The organism is Billgrantia tianxiuensis, from assembly GCF_009834345.1.
Classification (GTDB): Bacteria; Pseudomonadota; Gammaproteobacteria; order Pseudomonadales; family Halomonadaceae; genus Halomonas; species Halomonas tianxiuensis.
Window position 1 is genome coordinate 4,773,688 of record NZ_CP035042.1, and the last position, 14,802, is coordinate 4,788,489.

The 14,802-nt window shown below is 67.2% G+C and carries 10 protein-coding genes and 6 pseudogenes; 11 read left to right on the forward strand and 5 right to left on the reverse strand.

Annotation, left to right across the window (positions count from 1 at the left end):
* Positions 1-27: 27 nt before the first annotated feature.
* The 4 genes and pseudogenes from EKK97_RS22370 to hemC form a co-directional block, all read right to left on the reverse strand.
* Positions 28-1,286: pseudogene (locus tag EKK97_RS22370) on the reverse strand (heme biosynthesis HemY N-terminal domain-containing protein).
* The gene (locus EKK97_RS22375; RefSeq protein WP_159555341.1) at positions 1,283-2,812 is read right to left on the reverse strand and encodes a uroporphyrinogen-III C-methyltransferase; all 1,530 of its coding nucleotides are present in this window, start codon (positions 2,810-2,812) and stop codon (positions 1,283-1,285) included. Before EKK97_RS22375 ends, EKK97_RS22370 begins: the two are co-directional and overlap by 4 nt.
* A 6-nt stretch (positions 2,813-2,818) precedes the next feature.
* Entirely contained in the window at positions 2,819-3,616 is a 798-nt protein-coding gene (locus tag EKK97_RS22380; protein ID WP_159555343.1) for a uroporphyrinogen-III synthase, read from the reverse strand.
* Positions 3,617-4,555 (reverse strand): hydroxymethylbilane synthase, encoded by a 939-nt coding sequence (hemC, locus tag EKK97_RS22385; protein ID WP_159555345.1) that lies wholly within the window; start codon positions 4,553-4,555, stop codon positions 3,617-3,619. It lies immediately after the preceding gene.
* A gap of 254 nt (positions 4,556-4,809) precedes the next feature.
* Here hemC and argH point away from each other — a divergent pair, with 254 nt between their 5' ends.
* The 7 genes and pseudogenes from argH to EKK97_RS22420 all read left to right on the forward strand — a co-directional run bounded on the left by argH (position 4,810) and on the right by EKK97_RS22420 (position 10,991).
* Entirely contained in the window at positions 4,810-6,222 is a 1,413-nt protein-coding gene (gene argH / locus EKK97_RS22390) for an argininosuccinate lyase (RefSeq protein ID WP_159555346.1), read from the forward strand.
* Positions 6,223-6,230: 8 nt separating this feature from the next.
* Positions 6,231-6,359: pseudogene (gene lptM, locus EKK97_RS22395) on the forward strand (LPS translocon maturation chaperone LptM); the annotation flags it as partial.
* Between the two features lie 69 nt (positions 6,360-6,428).
* The gene (gene lysA, locus EKK97_RS22400) at positions 6,429-7,721 is read left to right on the forward strand and encodes a diaminopimelate decarboxylase (protein WP_159555348.1); all 1,293 of its coding nucleotides are present in this window, start codon (positions 6,429-6,431) and stop codon (positions 7,719-7,721) included.
* Positions 7,721-8,536 (forward strand): annotated as a pseudogene (dapF, locus tag EKK97_RS22405) (diaminopimelate epimerase); the annotation flags it as partial. The gene lysA and the pseudogene dapF, both read left to right, overlap by 1 nt.
* 51 nt (positions 8,537-8,587) lie before the next feature.
* Positions 8,588-9,283 (forward strand): annotated as a pseudogene (locus tag EKK97_RS22410) (DUF484 family protein); the annotation flags it as partial.
* 33 nt (positions 9,284-9,316) lie between these two features.
* Positions 9,317-10,240 (forward strand): tyrosine recombinase XerC, encoded by a 924-nt coding sequence (locus EKK97_RS22415; RefSeq protein WP_159555911.1) that lies wholly within the window; start codon positions 9,317-9,319, stop codon positions 10,238-10,240.
* Complete coding sequence (locus EKK97_RS22420; RefSeq protein ID WP_159555349.1) at positions 10,233-10,991, forward strand: HAD family hydrolase; 759 nt, start codon at positions 10,233-10,235, stop codon at positions 10,989-10,991. Before EKK97_RS22415 ends, EKK97_RS22420 begins: the two co-directional genes overlap by 8 nt.
* Here EKK97_RS22420 and yihA read toward each other — a convergent pair.
* Positions 10,988-11,604, reverse strand: a pseudogene (gene yihA, locus EKK97_RS22425) (ribosome biogenesis GTP-binding protein YihA/YsxC). The gene EKK97_RS22420 and the pseudogene yihA sit on opposite strands and share 4 nt — an antisense overlap.
* 260 nt (positions 11,605-11,864) lie before the next feature.
* On the opposite strand from yihA, the gene EKK97_RS22430 reads away from it, so the two are divergent.
* From EKK97_RS22430 to EKK97_RS26000, 4 genes and pseudogenes are all read left to right on the forward strand, one after another.
* Positions 11,865-12,485 (forward strand): c-type cytochrome, encoded by a 621-nt coding sequence (locus tag EKK97_RS22430; RefSeq protein ID WP_159555350.1) that lies wholly within the window; start codon positions 11,865-11,867, stop codon positions 12,483-12,485.
* Positions 12,486-12,666: 181 nt separating this feature from the next.
* Positions 12,667-13,317 carry a thiol:disulfide interchange protein DsbA/DsbL gene (locus EKK97_RS22435; protein WP_201296965.1) on the forward strand — a complete coding sequence of 217 codons (651 nt, stop codon included), beginning with the start codon at positions 12,667-12,669 and terminating at the stop codon, positions 13,315-13,317.
* 83 nt (positions 13,318-13,400) lie between these two features.
* Positions 13,401-14,156 (forward strand): endonuclease/exonuclease/phosphatase family protein, encoded by a 756-nt coding sequence (locus EKK97_RS22440; RefSeq protein ID WP_159555913.1) that lies wholly within the window; start codon positions 13,401-13,403, stop codon positions 14,154-14,156.
* 251 nt (positions 14,157-14,407) lie between these two features.
* Positions 14,408-14,716, forward strand: a pseudogene (locus EKK97_RS26000) (TRAP transporter small permease subunit); the annotation flags it as partial.
* Between the last annotated feature and the right edge of the window lie 86 nt (positions 14,717-14,802).

Consider the following 14,802-nt stretch of genomic DNA (forward strand, 5'->3'; position numbering starts at 1 on the left):
GTGCTCTTCTGCATCACGTCAGCAGCGTTAGCCGGCCTTCTTCTTCGTCTCGTCCTTCTCAGGCTGGGCAGCCGGCTCGGCCGGCTGCGGCAGAGAGGGCAACGACTTGTCGAGCAGCTCGACGCTCTGGCGATAGTAGAGCTGGCTCTTGTTGTGCTCGCCAAGGTTGGCGTAGAGCCGTGCCAATTCGGCGCACACCACACCGCTGGGACGCTGCCGCTGGCTCGCCTCGAAGTACTCCTGGGCCTTGCCCCAGTAGGCATTGCGTAGCGCCAGGCGACCCAGGGTGAGCAGCAGGTCAGGATCGTTGGGCCGTTCCTGCAGCCACTTCTCGGCATGCACCAGCTGGCGCGCCGGATCGACGTTGAGCAAGCCGTAGCGCAGCACCAGGCGGCTGTCCCAGTGCTCCTTGAGCGAGTGGCGCAACAGGCGCTCGGCGATGCCCTCCTCATTGCCGCGCACCAGCGCCTCGGCATAGAGCACCACCAGCTCGACGTTGCCGCGCAGCGCATCCGGCATGTCAGCCCACAGGTTACGGATACGCTCCACGTTGCCCGGGTCGCGCGCCTCGTGGACCAGCAGCTCCTTGTAGGCGCGCAGCTCCAACTGGTTGCGCTCCTGCGGCGAGATCAGCTGGCGCGACGCCAGGCGCGGCATCAGCCGGCGCAGGCCGTCCCAGTCGTTGACGCTGAGGTAGGCCTGCTTGAGTTGCTTGAGCACCTGGGGATGGTTGGGCATCTGACGATCGAGACGGGTCAGTATCGCCAGCGCCTCCTCGTACTGCTGACGATCCAGCATCAGTTGGACCTGCATCAGGCCCACCGCGCTATCTGCCCCTCGGTGGAGAGATGGGCGCGCTTGAGCAGCGTATCGGCCTGCTCGTAGCGTCCCTGATAGTGGGCCGCCAACGCAGCGGAGAGGTAGTTGACCAGCGGCGTGCTGGAATCGTCGGCGGCCTTGACCAGCGATTTCTCGGCACGCTTCCAGCGCCCCTCGGCCAAGGCCACCAGGCCGCGCACGGTGCGCTTCATGGCGTTGCGGTGGCGGGTGCGCCGGTTCCACACCTTGAGCCGGCTGACGGGATGGCTCAGGCGCATCAACAGGCGCAGGGCGAAGTGCAGGACGAGGAACACCGCCAGCAGCAGCACCAGGCCGAACCAGAAGGAGGTCTGGTAGGAGGTGTCACCCACCCGCACCAGCCAATAGCCGGGCACCGACACCATCAACTGGCCGAACAGCGCCCCCAGCGCCAGGCCGAGGAGAACGATCAGCAGCAGCTTTCTCATGCCTCATCTCCCCGGCCGCTGCGCGAACCGAAACGACGCTCGATGAATTCGGCCAGCGCCTGCTGGGAACCGCTGATGTCCGGCAGCTCGGGCTGGATGTTCTCACCCTTGAGCGCCTGGAGCCGCTCGACGACGGCCTGGACCTCGCCACGCTCGGTATCGTAATAGCCTTCGATCAGAGCCAGCGCCTTGTCGATGCTGGCCTCATACAGCTCCTGCTCTTCCTTCAGCAGTGCCAGCTGGGCCTGCTCCAGCACTAGACGTGCGCTCTGGCGCAGGTAGGACTCCTGTTCCGGGGTAACCAGCCCCTCCAGCGCCTCGTCGTGGTGGCGAATGACGATCAGCTCCTTGAGTTCCTCGCCGAAGCGCGAGAGCTGCTCCTGCCAGCCACCGCTAGGCGCCTCGTTGATGCCGGCACGCGCCGGGATCTCTTCGAGCTCACGCGAGAGCGGCAGCTGCGCCAGGCGCTGCTGCTGGGCGTCGAGCGCCAGATAGATGCCGGTACGGTCGACCTGGGGCACGCCGTCGAGAATCGACAGCTCGGAGGCAATGGCACGGCGCACGGAGAGCAGTGCCGGATTGTCGGCTTCGTTCAGGCGGGCATCAGCGGTACGCAGCAGTGCCGCGGCGCCTTCCACGTCGCGCTCGAGCTGCAGGCGCTGGTTGGCCAGGCGCAGCAGGTAGGCAGCCTCGGCGTGCAGCCATTCCCGCTCGTCGGTGTCCTGCTCGCGGGAAAGCTCGTCGAGCACGCGATCGAGCGCCTCGTCGACTTCGCTGCGATAGCTGGCGAACTCGCCCTGCATGGATTCGATCGCTGCGGACAGCTCGGCATCGCGCTCTTGTTCGCCACGCTCGAGCTGCTCGCGCAGGCTATCGAGGTCATCGGCGGAAGCGGCGCTGCCGGCACGCTCCTCGAGCTGTGCCAGACGCTGCTGCTGGGCATCGAGGCGCTCCCAGGCGTTCCAGGCGAAAAGCCCCGCGCCGATGCCGAGGAACAGCACCAGAATCAGGGCCAGGACGCCAGCGGCGCGACCGCCGCCACTCTTGCCGCCATCGCCCGAGGCCGGCAGGGTCGAGCCGCCACCGCCTCCCTGGGCCGTCGCCTTGCCCGTGCTGTCGTCGGGCTTGCTCGCGCCCGGGGTCTTGCCCGTGGCGGCGGGCTTGTCGCTGCCGGCGCTCTTGGTGGCGGCGTCAGTAGTCTTTGGCTTTGCGGCGGCGGATTCGGCGTCTTTCGGCTTCGCGGCAGCGCCGGGGCCGTCGCTGGCCTTGGCCTCTCCCGGCGTGGCCGTGGATGTCGCAGGGGCAGGCTTGCTCGAGCTTGCGGAAGCATCGGCGGACGCTGCCGTTGGCTTCTCGTCGGCCTTGCCCGCGGCAGGCGCCGGCGACGAACTGCCGCTCCCCTGGGAGCGACGCTTGCCGCCGTCGCTGCCGGACTTGTCCTTGGCTGCGGCCTCGCGGCCCTTGTCGTCCTGGCCCTTTGCGGAAGGCGCCTTCTGTTCGTCCTGCTCGTTGCTCTGCTTGCTCATCTGTCGCTAGCCCTTTTCGAGATCGTCTTGATCGACATCGGCATCCTCCTGGCCACAAGCCATGGCCACTGCATCGGCGAGAGCCGCCGGCGTAGCCCCCGGCGCCACCACGGGAGTGCGAAAGCCCAAGTTGTCGGCCAGTGTAGCCAACCGACGACTGGACACGATTAGCGGTTGGTTCAAGGTGGCCCTGGTGCACCATCTTGCCAGATGTTCGAGGATTTCTCCGCTACTCACCACCAGCGCGCGAAACTCACCCCGGGCAAGACATTCTTGCAGGGTGGGGGGAGGCGGCTGAAGGCGTCGCCGATAGAGCGCCAGCCGTGTGACTCGCGCACCGCGCGACGCCAAGGTATCGGCCAGTAGCGTGCGTCCGCCCTCACCGGCCACCAGTAGCACGCGCTGAGCGTCGAGCGAGCGCAACGAAGCGAGCTGGAGCAACGCCTCGCTGGTGTCCTCGCCAGCCGCGGCCGGCGGCAGGCGTACACGCACTCCGAGCCGCTCGTGCAGGGTCTCGGCGGTGGCCGATCCCACCGCATACCAGGCCGTGCCCAGCGGCAGCTGCGGCCAGTAGCGATCCAGAGCCTGATGGAGGCATTCGGCGGCGAAGGGACTGATCACCACCACCTTGTGGAAAAGGTCGAAGTCGAGCCACGCCTGGCGCATCGCCGGACTCTCCGGCAGCGCTTCCAACTCCATGGCATCGAGGTTGGCCACCGGAAAGCCGGCGGCCTCGATGGCCGACGCCAGGGCGGCAGCTCGCTCGCCCGGCCGGCAGATCAGCACGGGAGGTCCGCCAGTCATTCAGGCGCCGTAGACCTGCGCCAGGATTTCGCCGGCGCCCTGCTCAAGCAGCTCCTCCGCCACCCGCACGCCCAGCGCTTCCGGCTCGTGGATCGAGCCGCGCCCCTCGGCACGCAGCACCCTTGTGCCCTCGGGGTTGCCCACCAGCGCACGCAACCACAGCGTCTGGCCGTCGTTCTCAAAGGTGGCATAGCCGCCGATGGGCACCTGACAGCCTCCTTCCAGGCGGGTGTTCATGGCCCGCTCGGCACGCACCCGGGTGGCGGTGGCGGGGTCGTCCAGCGGCGCCAACAGCGAGATCAGCTCGGGATCGTTGATGCGACACTCGATACCCAGCGCCCCCTGGCCGCAGGCCGGCAGACACACTTCGGGAGAGAGTTCCTGAGCGATACGCTCGCCAAGGCCCAGGCGCTTGAGGCCCGAAGTGGCCAGGATGATGGCGTCAAATTCGCCGGCATCGAGCTTGGCCAGGCGGGTCTGGACGTTGCCGCGCAGGGTGAGAATTTCCAGATCGGGGCGCTGCTCGCGCATCTGCAGACCACGGCGCAGGCTGGAAGTACCGATACGCGCCCCTTCAGGCAGCTCGTCGAGCGAGCCGTAGTGGTTGGAGACGAAGGCGTCGGTGGGCTCGGCCCCGGCAAAGATCACCGACAGGCCCAGACCCTCCGGAAAGTGCATGGGGACGTCCTTCATCGAGTGCACGGCGATATCGGCACGACCGTCGAGGATCGCCTCCTCCAGCTCCTTGACGAACAGCCCCTTGCCGCCGATCTTCGCCAGTGGCGTATCGAGGATCTTGTCGCCGCGGGTGGTGAGTGCGACCAATTCCACCTCGAGTCCCGGATGCTCGGCCATCAGCAGATCGCGAACGTGTTCAGCCTGCCACATGGCCAGTAGACTCTTGCGGGTGGCAATGCGCAGCGTAGTGTTGGATCGCACGTGGTTCTCCCCTGCAGCGGCCCGAGCGGCCCCTGCTCAGCTGTAGTTGCCGCGACATTATCGGTCACGGCCGGTAGACGGTCATTGACGTTCATCATAAAGCACCGCGCCAGGCAGGAAAAATTGGCGGCTTCGCCTCGCCCTGCCGCCCTCGCCAGCCACGCCGACTCTGGTACACTGCAATACCTGACTTTGCCGCCTCGCGCGGTTTCCCGAGAACGCCACAGCACGCAACACGCAGGATGCCCACGCCGATGAGCTCTAGTCCCACAAACCCCGGCACCAACCAGTCCTGGGGCGGTCGCTTCAGCGAACCCACCGATGCCTTCGTCGAACGTTTCACCGCTTCGGTCGATTTCGACCGGCGCCTGGCCCTGCAGGACATCCAGGGCTCCATCGCTCACGCCACCATGCTGGCCCGGGTGGGCGTGCTCAGCGACGACGAGCGCGATGCCATCGTCGCGGGACTGACCGAGATTCGCGGCGAGATCGAGCGCGGCGAGTTCCAGTGGTCGGTGAAGCTCGAGGACGTGCACATGAACGTCGAGGCGCGCCTGACCGACAAGATCGGCATCACCGGCAAGAAGCTGCACACCGGCCGCTCGCGCAACGACCAGGTAGCCACCGACATCCGCTTGTTCCTGCGCGACGAGATCGACGTGGTCGAGGCGGAGCTCAAGCGCCTGCGCGAGGGGCTGATCGCGCTCGCCGAGCGCGAGGCCGACACCATCATGCCCGGCTTCACCCACCTACAGACCGCCCAGCCGGTCACTTTCGGCCACCACCTGCTGGCGTGGCAGGAGATGCTCGCCCGCGATCACGAGCGGCTGCTCGACTGTCGCAAGCGGGTCAACGTGATGCCGCTGGGCGCCGCCGCGCTGGCCGGCACCACCTATCCCATCGACCGCCACGTCACCGCCGAGTTGCTGGGCTTCGAGCGCCCGGCCGAGAATTCACTGGACGCGGTGAGCGATCGCGACTTCGCCATCGAGTTCGCCAGCTTCGCCAGCATCCTGCTGATGCACCTGTCGCGCATGAGCGAGGAGCTGGTGCTGTGGACCAGCGCCCAGTTCGATTTCATCGACCTGCCCGACCGCTTCTGTACCGGCAGCTCGATCATGCCGCAGAAGAAGAACCCCGACGTGCCCGAGCTGGTGCGCGGCAAGACCGGGCGCGTCTACGGCCACCTGATGGGCCTGCTGACGCTGATGAAGTCGCAGCCGCTGGCCTACAACAAGGATAACCAGGAGGACAAGGAGCCGCTGTTCGACACCCTCGACACGGTGCGCGACTGTCTCAAGGCGTTCGCCGACATGGTGCCGGCCATCGAGGCGCGCAAGCCAAACATGTATGAAGCCGCCCGCCGCGGTTTCTCCACCGCCACCGACCTCGCCGACTACCTGGTGCGTCGCGGCGTGGCATTCCGCGATGCCCACGAGATCGTCGGTCAATCGGTGGCTTTCGGCATTCGCGAGCAGAAGGACCTCTCCGAGATGAGTCTCGACGAGCTGCGCCAGTTCTCCGAGGTGATCGAGGCCGACGTCTTCGAGGTGCTGACGCTGGAAGGCTCGGTGGCGGCGCGCAACCATATCGGCGGCACCGCCCCCGACCAGGTGCGTGCCGCGGCAAGCCGCGCCCGCGAGGCCCTGGCGCACCTGGGCCGCTGACCATGCGCATGGCGAGCACGCAAGCGACACGTACGATACGCCCGCTGGCGCTGGCAGCGCTGCTGCTCATGCTGCTGGCCGGCTGCGGCCAGAAGGGGCCGCTCTACCTACCCGGTGACCAGGCCGCCGAGGAGCGCTACGGCAGCGGCACGACAGCGCAACAGGAACAGGCCGACAACGACGCCGACGAGGATACAGACTGAACCATGGATCACTTCGAATATCGCGACGGCGTTCTCTACGGCGAGGAAGTCCCGTTGACCCAGGTGGCCGATGCGGTCGGTACGCCCTGCTACGTCTACTCCAAGGCCACCCTGACGCGCCATTTTCGCGCCTATACCGAGGCGCTGGGCAGCCACCCGCACCTGATCTGCTACGCGGTGAAGGCCAACTCCAACCTGGCCGTGCTGGGCCTGCTGGCACGCCTGGGCGCCGGCTTCGACATCGTCTCGGTGGGAGAACTCGAGCGCGTGCTGGCCGCCGGCGGCGACCCGGCCAAGGTAGTGTTCTCCGGCGTGGCCAAGCAGGAGAGCGAAATGGCCCGGGCGCTTCAGGTCGGCATCAAATGCTTCAACGTCGAGTCGCGCCCCGAACTAGAGCGACTCAATGCCGTGGCCGAGCGGCTGGGCCAGGTGGCGCCGGTGTCGCTGCGAGTCAATCCCGACGTCGATGCCGGCACCCATCCCTACATTTCTACCGGGCTCAAGGACAACAAGTTCGGCATCCCGGTGGACGAGGCATTCGAGGTGTATGAGCTGGCGGCCCGCCTGCCGGGCGTAAAGGTCGTCGGAATCGACTGCCATATCGGCTCACAGCTCACCGAACTCGCCCCCTTCCTCGATGCGCTGGATCGTCTGCTGGTGCTGCTCGAGCGCCTGCGCGAGCGCGGCATCAGCGTGGAGCATCTCGACCTGGGTGGCGGGCTTGGCGTGCCCTACCGCGGCGAGCGTCCGCCACAGCCCTTCGACTATGCCGCCTCGCTGCTCGAGCGGCTCGCCCGCTGGGAGCACGGTGCCGGCCTGACCCTGCTGTTCGAGCCGGGACGCTCGATCGCCGCCAATGCCGGCGTGCTGCTGACCCGGGTCGAATTCCTCAAGCCCGGCGAGACCAAGAATTTCGCTATCGTCGACGCCGGCATGAACGACCTGATCCGGCCTTCTCTGTATCAGGCCTGGCAGGCGATCATCCCGGTGGATACCCGCCACGTACGCGAGCGCGCCACCTACGACGTGGTCGGCCCGGTCTGCGAGACCGGCGACTTCCTGGGCAAGGAGCGCGAGCTGGCGATCGGCCCCGGCGACCTGCTGGCGGTACGCTCCGCCGGCGCCTACGGTTTTGTCATGGCCTCCAACTACAACAGCCGGCCGCGCCCCGCCGAGGTCATGGTGGATGGCGAGACCTTCCATGTGGTGCGCCGCCGCGAGACCATCGAGGCGCTGTGGGCCGGCGAATCGCTGCTGCCCGACACGAGCGCGGGAACGAACGGAGAGAGGCGCTGATGCTGCTGCACTTCACCAAGATGCATGGCCTCGGCAACGACTTCATGGTGATCGACCTGATCACCCAGCGGGCACGCCTGCGCGACGAACAGGTCCGCCAGCTTGCCGACCGCCGCTTCGGCGTGGGTTTCGACCAGCTGCTGGTGGTCGAACCGCCGCGCGACCCCGACATGGATTTCCGCTACCGGATATTCAACGCCGACGGCAGCGAGGTAGAAAACTGCGGCAACGGCGCGCGCTGCTTCGCCCGCTTCGTACGCGACCAGCGCCTGACCCACAAGCGCGAGATCCGCGTGGAGACGGCGGGCGGCCCGCTGACGCTCAAGGTGAATGACGACGATCAGGTCACGGTGGACATGGGCATCCCGCGCTTCGCACCGGCGGCGCTGCCCTTCGATGCCGCGGAGGATCGTCCGCTGCATGCTCTCGAGGTCGACGGCGAAACCTACGAGATCGGCGCTGTCTCGATGGGCAATCCTCACGCCGTGTTGCGCGTCGACGATGTCGATACGGCGCCGGTCGAGCGACTCGGCCCGGTGATCGAGCGCCATCCGCGCTTTCCGCGGCGGGTCAACGTCGGCTTCATGCAGATTGTCTCGCCCCACGAGATCCGCCTGCGGGTGTTCGAACGCGGCAGCGGTGAAACCCTTGCCTGCGGCACCGGCGCCTGTGCCGCGGTGGCCAGCGGCATGCGCCAGGGCTTGCTGGAGAGCCCTGTCACCGTTCATCTGCGCGGCGGCGACCTGCGCATCGAATGGTCCGGCGGCGATGACCCGCTGCTGATGACCGGACCCGCCGAACGCGTTTTTGAAGGCGTATTGCCCTGGCCTGAGCTGTCGGGCCCACCCGAACCGAAGGAGTCATGCATGACCCGAGCCGTCCCCGAACCGCGCAAGACCCTCGATCCGGATCGGGTCGCCGAGTGGCTGGCCCGCCATCCGGACTTCTTCGTCGGTCGTGAAGGGCTGCTGCAGCAGCTCAAGGTGCCTCATCCCGAGGCGCATGGCACCACCTCGCTGCTGGAGCGCCTGGTCTACGACCTGCGCCGACGAGCGGAGCAGGCCGAGTGGCGGCTGGAACAGTTGCTGGAGTCGGCGCGTCACAACGAAGTGCAGTATCGCCGCACCCGCGAGCTGGTGCTGGCGCTGCTGGAAGCCGAGGATGCCGACGCCCTGGGCCAGGCGCTGGCCACGCAAATGGCCGAGCGCTTCCAGATTCCGGCCGTGGCGCTGTGGTGCCCGGGCCAGTTCACCGACAGCGAGCCGCTGCCACCACAGCCACCGCGCCATGTGCTCGACGAGCACGTCGGCGTGCGCCTGGCTGCCCTGCTCGACGGCCGCAGCAGCCGCTGCACCCGGCTCACGCCCACCGACTGGGGACGCCTGTTGCCCCACGCTCGGCCGCCGCGCCAGGCCGGCTCCTGCGCCCTGGCCCGCCTGACCCTGGGCGAGCCGATGGGCTATCTGGTGCTGGCCAGCCCCGATCCCGACCACTTCCGTGCCAGCATGGACACGCTGTTCACCGAATACCTCGGCGATGTGCTGGCACGGCTGCTGGTGCGCCACGCCCCAGCGCCGCACGATTGCCCCCATCGCATGGCTGACGACCCGCTGCGCCGGCAGCTCGATGCTTGCCTGGAAAAGCTGGCACGAACCGCCAGCCCGGCGACGCTGAGCGCCTACCGCCGCGACCTCGAAGCACTGGCGGCATTCCTGGCCACACGCGGCATTGCCGACGGCGCCGAGCTGGATGTCGGCCTGGTGCGCCGTTTCCTCGGCGCCGAGCGCAGCCGCGGCCTGGCGCCACGCAGCCTGGCGCGGCGCAGGGCGGCCATCTCGCACTTTGCCGGCTTTCTGGTGAGCGCGGGCGTGCTCGAACACAATCCCGCCGAGCTGGTACCCACTCCACGCCAGGGTGCCCATCTACCCAAGCCGCTGGACGTGGACCAGCTCACCCGGCTGCTCGACACCCCGCATGACGGCTCGCCGCTGGCACACCGCGACCAGGCCATGCTGGAGCTGTTCTACTCCAGCGGTCTGCGCCTGGCGGAGCTGGCCGGCCTCGATCTCGACGACTTGGAGCCGCGCCGCGTGCGGGTGCTCGGCAAGGGCAACAAGCCGCGCCAGGTGCCGGTGGGGCGCAGCGCCCGACGCGCCCTGGAGGCCTGGCTGGCCTGCCGCTCCGCGCTGGCCGCGCCAGGAGAGTCGGCGCTGTTCGTCGGCAAGCGCGGCCAACGACTCGGCCACCGTGCCATCCAGAAGCGGCTGACCGAACTGGCCCGCCACCGCGGCCTGCCCGAGCACCTGCATCCGCACCGCTTGCGCCACTCCTTCGCCAGCCACCTGCTGGAGTCGAGTCAGGACCTGCGCGCAGTGCAGGAGCTGCTGGGGCACGCCAACCTCTCGACCACCCAGGTCTACACCAAGCTCGACTGGCAGCACCTGGCGGCGAGCTACGACGCCGCTCATCCCCGGGCCCGCCGGCGTCGCGACGACAACCACGATACCGACCATGGCTGAATCACTGCCGCTCCAGGCCATCACCTTCGACCTCGACGACACCCTGTGGGACAACCACGGCGTGATGGTGGCCACCGAAACCGGCCACTACGCCTGGCTCGACCGCGAACTCAGCGGCTGGCTGCAGGCGCGCGGGCGCCCCGCCGCGCCACGCTTCAGCGAACGCTTCCCGCTGGAGAGCTTCGAGCAGCACCGCCGCGTGCTGGCACGCACGCATCCGCTGCATCGCGGCGATTTCACCTGGCTACGCGAACGCGCACTCACGGAAATGCTGGGAGAATACGGCCTCGATCCGGCCTCGGCGCGGCTGTGGGCCGGCGCGGCGATGGAACGCTTCATGGAGCTGCGCCACCAGGTCACGCCCTATCCGGAGGTGGAGCCACTGTTGACGGAGCTGGGCCGGCACTATCGCCTGGCCAGCATCACCAATGGCAACGTGGCGGTGCAGCGCCTGGCGCTCGGCCGCCACTTCCCGGTGGCCATTGCCGCCGGGGAGATGCTGGCGCCGAAGCCCGACCCGCGCCCGTTCCTCGCGGCACTGGCCCGGCTGGGCGCCTCGCCCGCGCGTACGCTGCATGTCGGCGACTCCTGGCGCGAGGACGTCGAGCCGGCTCGGCGCCTGGGCATGCGGGTGGCCTGGATCTCGCCCCACGTGGACGACTCGCCGATGCCGCCCGGGATCCACCGCCTCGACCATGTGCGCGAGCTACCCGCCCTGTTGCGGCAACTGGGCCTGGCGAGGCACCACTAGGCCTCGTCGGACTCGGCCAGCCAGGCATCCAGTCTCGCACAGGCCTCGTCGACCCCTTCGCGCTTGAGCGACGAGAACAGCTGCAGCGTGACCAGGTCCTCCCACTCGCGCAGGCGGTTGCGCACCTGCTGCAGAGCGTTCTTGGCCGCGCCGGACTTCAGTTTGTCGGCCTTGGTCAGCAGGATGTGCACCGGCATGTCCTGGTCGTCGGCCCAGCCCAGCAGAGTCTGGTCGAACTCGGTCAGCGGGTGGCGCACATCCATCACCAGCACCAGGCCGCGCAGCGAGCGCCGCCCCTGAAGGTATTCGGCCAGGTGGCGCTGCCACTCGAGCTTGACCGCCTCCGGCACCTTGGCATAGCCGTAGCCGGGCAGGTCGACCAGCCGGCGACCGATGTCATCGCCCAGCGAAAAGAAGTTGATCAGTTGGGTACGCCCCGGCGTGCGCGAGGTGCGCGCCAGCGCCTTCTGCCGGGTCAGGGTGTTGATGGCGCTCGACTTGCCGGCGTTCGAGCGCCCGGCGAAGGCGACCTCTGCCCTTCGTCGGCAGGGCACTGGGCCAGCGTGGGCGCACTGGTCAGGAAGCGCGCGGTCTGGTAGTTCAATCGGGTCATGGCCTAACGTCCTGCCAAAGAAGATCAAGGGGGCACCGTGGGGTTCTTGACCTGCATTTCCGATGCCGGCTTGTTTCGTTATAATGCGATGTCTTTTGTCTGCGACCTGGGCGCGCTAGTGTACCACCGTGCTCTTGCCGGCAGCGACCGATCCAAGCGGCGCCGCGGGCGGCAGGGCAGGGCCGGCCTGGAATCTGCGAGACCCGGGCAGCTCCCAGGATGCGTACCGGTATAACCCATAACGGCATAGTGAAACAGCGATGAGACAGTTACTGGCAAGCCTGGCAATTACCCTCGGCGCCGTTGGCGTCGCCCATGCCGACCTGGAAGCAGACGCCGACGCTGCCGCCGGTCGCGAGAAAGCCCAAAGCTGTGCGGCCTGCCATGGCCAGAACGGCATCAGCTCCGCGCCTTCGTTCCCGCACCTCGCCGGGCAACAGATGAGCTATATCGCCAAGCAGATCATCGAGATCCGCGACGGCGACCGCCTGGTGCCGGAAATGGTCGGCCAGGTCGACGATTTCTCCGACCAGGACGCCTGGGACGTGGCCGCCTACTATGCCCAGCAGGACGCCAACATCGGTCAGGCCGACCCGGACGAGGAAGCGCTGATGCGCGGCCAGGAACTGTATCGCGCCGGCGACATGGCCAAGGGCATTCCCGCCTGCGCGGCTTGTCACGGCCCGACCGGCGCCGGTATCAATACCGCCGTCTATCCGGCGCTCTCCGGCCAGATCCCGCAGTACATCGTGTCCACCCTGCAGGATTTCGCCTCCAGCGAGCGCACCAACGACCCGAGCAACATGATGGGCGATATCGCCGCCAAGATGAGCGATACCGACATGCAGGCCGTCGCCAACTACATCCACGGCCTGCACTGAGCGTCGCACCGCGGACCTCGCCGGCTACGGCCGGCACGGAAGGCGGCCTCTGGCCGCCTTCGCCGTTTTGGATCGTCAGCCGAACCGGGAACCGTGAGCGGTTCATGCGCTCAAAGTGATCGACACACCCGTTCTTGCTGACAAAGCCGCTACTTACAGGCGATTTTCAAGGAGCCTCACCATGTTCAAGCCCTTCCGCATTCTCCAGTCAGCCGCCTTCGCCGTGGCCGGCCTGGGCCTGGCGACGCTGGCCTCTGCCGACAACCTGGTCGAGGGCCAGCACTACGAGAAGCTGCCGGAGCCCGTCAAGACCCAGGCCGAGGAGGGTCAGGTCGAGGTGACCGAGGTGTTCTGGTACGGCTGCCCGCACTGCTACAACCTGCAGCGCAGCGTCACCGACTGGTACGAGACCTTGGACGAAGACGTGAAGGTGGTGCATATGCCGGCCACCATGGGCGGCGACTGGAACACCCATGCAGCGCTGTTCTATGCGGCCGAAGCGCTGGGCATTCGCGAGGAAGCGCATGCCGACATCTTCAACGCCATCCATGAAGAGGGGCAGCGCCTCAACAACGCCGACAGCATTGCCCGCTTCCTCAGCCAGTACGGCGTCAGCGAGGACGAGGTCCGCCAGGCGCTGGATGCCTTCGGCGTCAAGTCCCAGGTCAACCAGGCTCATGCACGCATGCGCACCATGCGCCTGATGGGCGTGCCGGCCCTGGTCGTCGATGGCCGTTACCTGGTGACTCCCAGCAGTGCCGGCAGCCTGGAGAACATGCCCCAGGTCGCCGACGCATTGATCGAGCGCGTACGCCAGGAGCGTGAAGACTGACCGTGTCTGCCGAGCACTCGCATCTGGTCGATGCCAAGACCCCAACCCTAGAAGGTGGGCACCTCAAGCTGCTCACCTTCAACATGCAGGTGGGCATCCAGACATCGGCCTATCATCACTACCTGACCCGCAGCTGGCAGCACCTGCTGCCGCATCCGCACCGGATGCGGCGGCTGGACATGGTCAGCAGTGTGCTGAGCCGGTTCGATATCGTCGGCCTGCAGGAGGTCGACGGCGGCAGCTTTCGTTCCAGCCATGTCAACCAGATCGAGTACCTGGCGACACGCGGCGGTTTTCCGCATCATTACCAGCAGCTCAACCGCAACCTGGGACGCTTCGCCCAGCACAGCAATGGGCTGCTGTCGCGCCTGGCGCCGACCCAGGTCGAGGAGCACCGCCTGCCCGGCACTCTGCCCGGGCGCGGGGCCATTCACGCCCGCTACGGTGACGGCCCCGATGCGCTGCACCTGTTCGTCGCCCACCTTGCCCTGAGCCACCGGGCCCGGGTACGCCAGTTGGATTACCTCAGCGAGATCATCCAGCCGCTGCAACACGTGGTGGTCATGGGCGACCTCAACTGCACGCCGGACCAGTTGCATACGCATACCCGCTTCTGCGCTTCGCTGCCGCTACATCCAGTGCGCCCGCTGCTCAGCTACCCTTCCTGGCAGCCACGCCGGGCACTGGATCACATTCTGATCTCCAGTTCGCTCAAGGCGCAGGATGTCCGCGTTCTCGATCACCTGTTCTCCGATCATCTGCCGATCGCCGTCGATGTGGCGCTGCCTACGGCCTGCCTGACGGTACTCAGCGAACTGCACAAGCAGCAGAACCTCTAGCGCCACCACCCGGCCTGGCACAGGCTATGGCCCCATGTCGCCGGGCGGACGTTGAGGCCCAGGGATGACGCCTGCCACGTAATCGGCGATGATGCGGTCCCTGATTCGCTTCGACACGAGACCCCACCATGCAAACCGCGAACCGCGATCCGGTCCTGCTCGCATGGCTCGACGGCTTTACCGAGGTCGTGGGCCGCTCTATCGCCTGGCTGGTGATCATCATGATGACGGTACAGTTCATCATCGTGGTGATGCGCTATGCCTTCAGCCTGCACAGCGTGGTCATGCAAGAGTCGGTGATGTACATGCATGCCATGGTGTTCATGCTGGGGGCTGCCTGGACGCTGCGCCACGACGGCCATGTCCGCGTCGACATTTTCTACCGCAAGCTCTCCGAGCGTGGACGCGCCTGGATCGACCTGCTGGGCACGCTGTTCCTGCTGTTTCCGGTGGTGCTGTTCATTGCCATCTCCAGCTTCGGCTACGTGAGAAGCAGCTGGGCCATTATGGAGCGCTCGCCAGACGGCGGTATTCCCGGCGTCTTCCTGCTCAAGTCCTTGATCCTGCTGATGATGGCGCTGCTGCTGTTGCAGGGCGTGGCCCAGGTAATGCGCCAGGTGCTAATCCTGCGCGGCAAGGCGCCGGG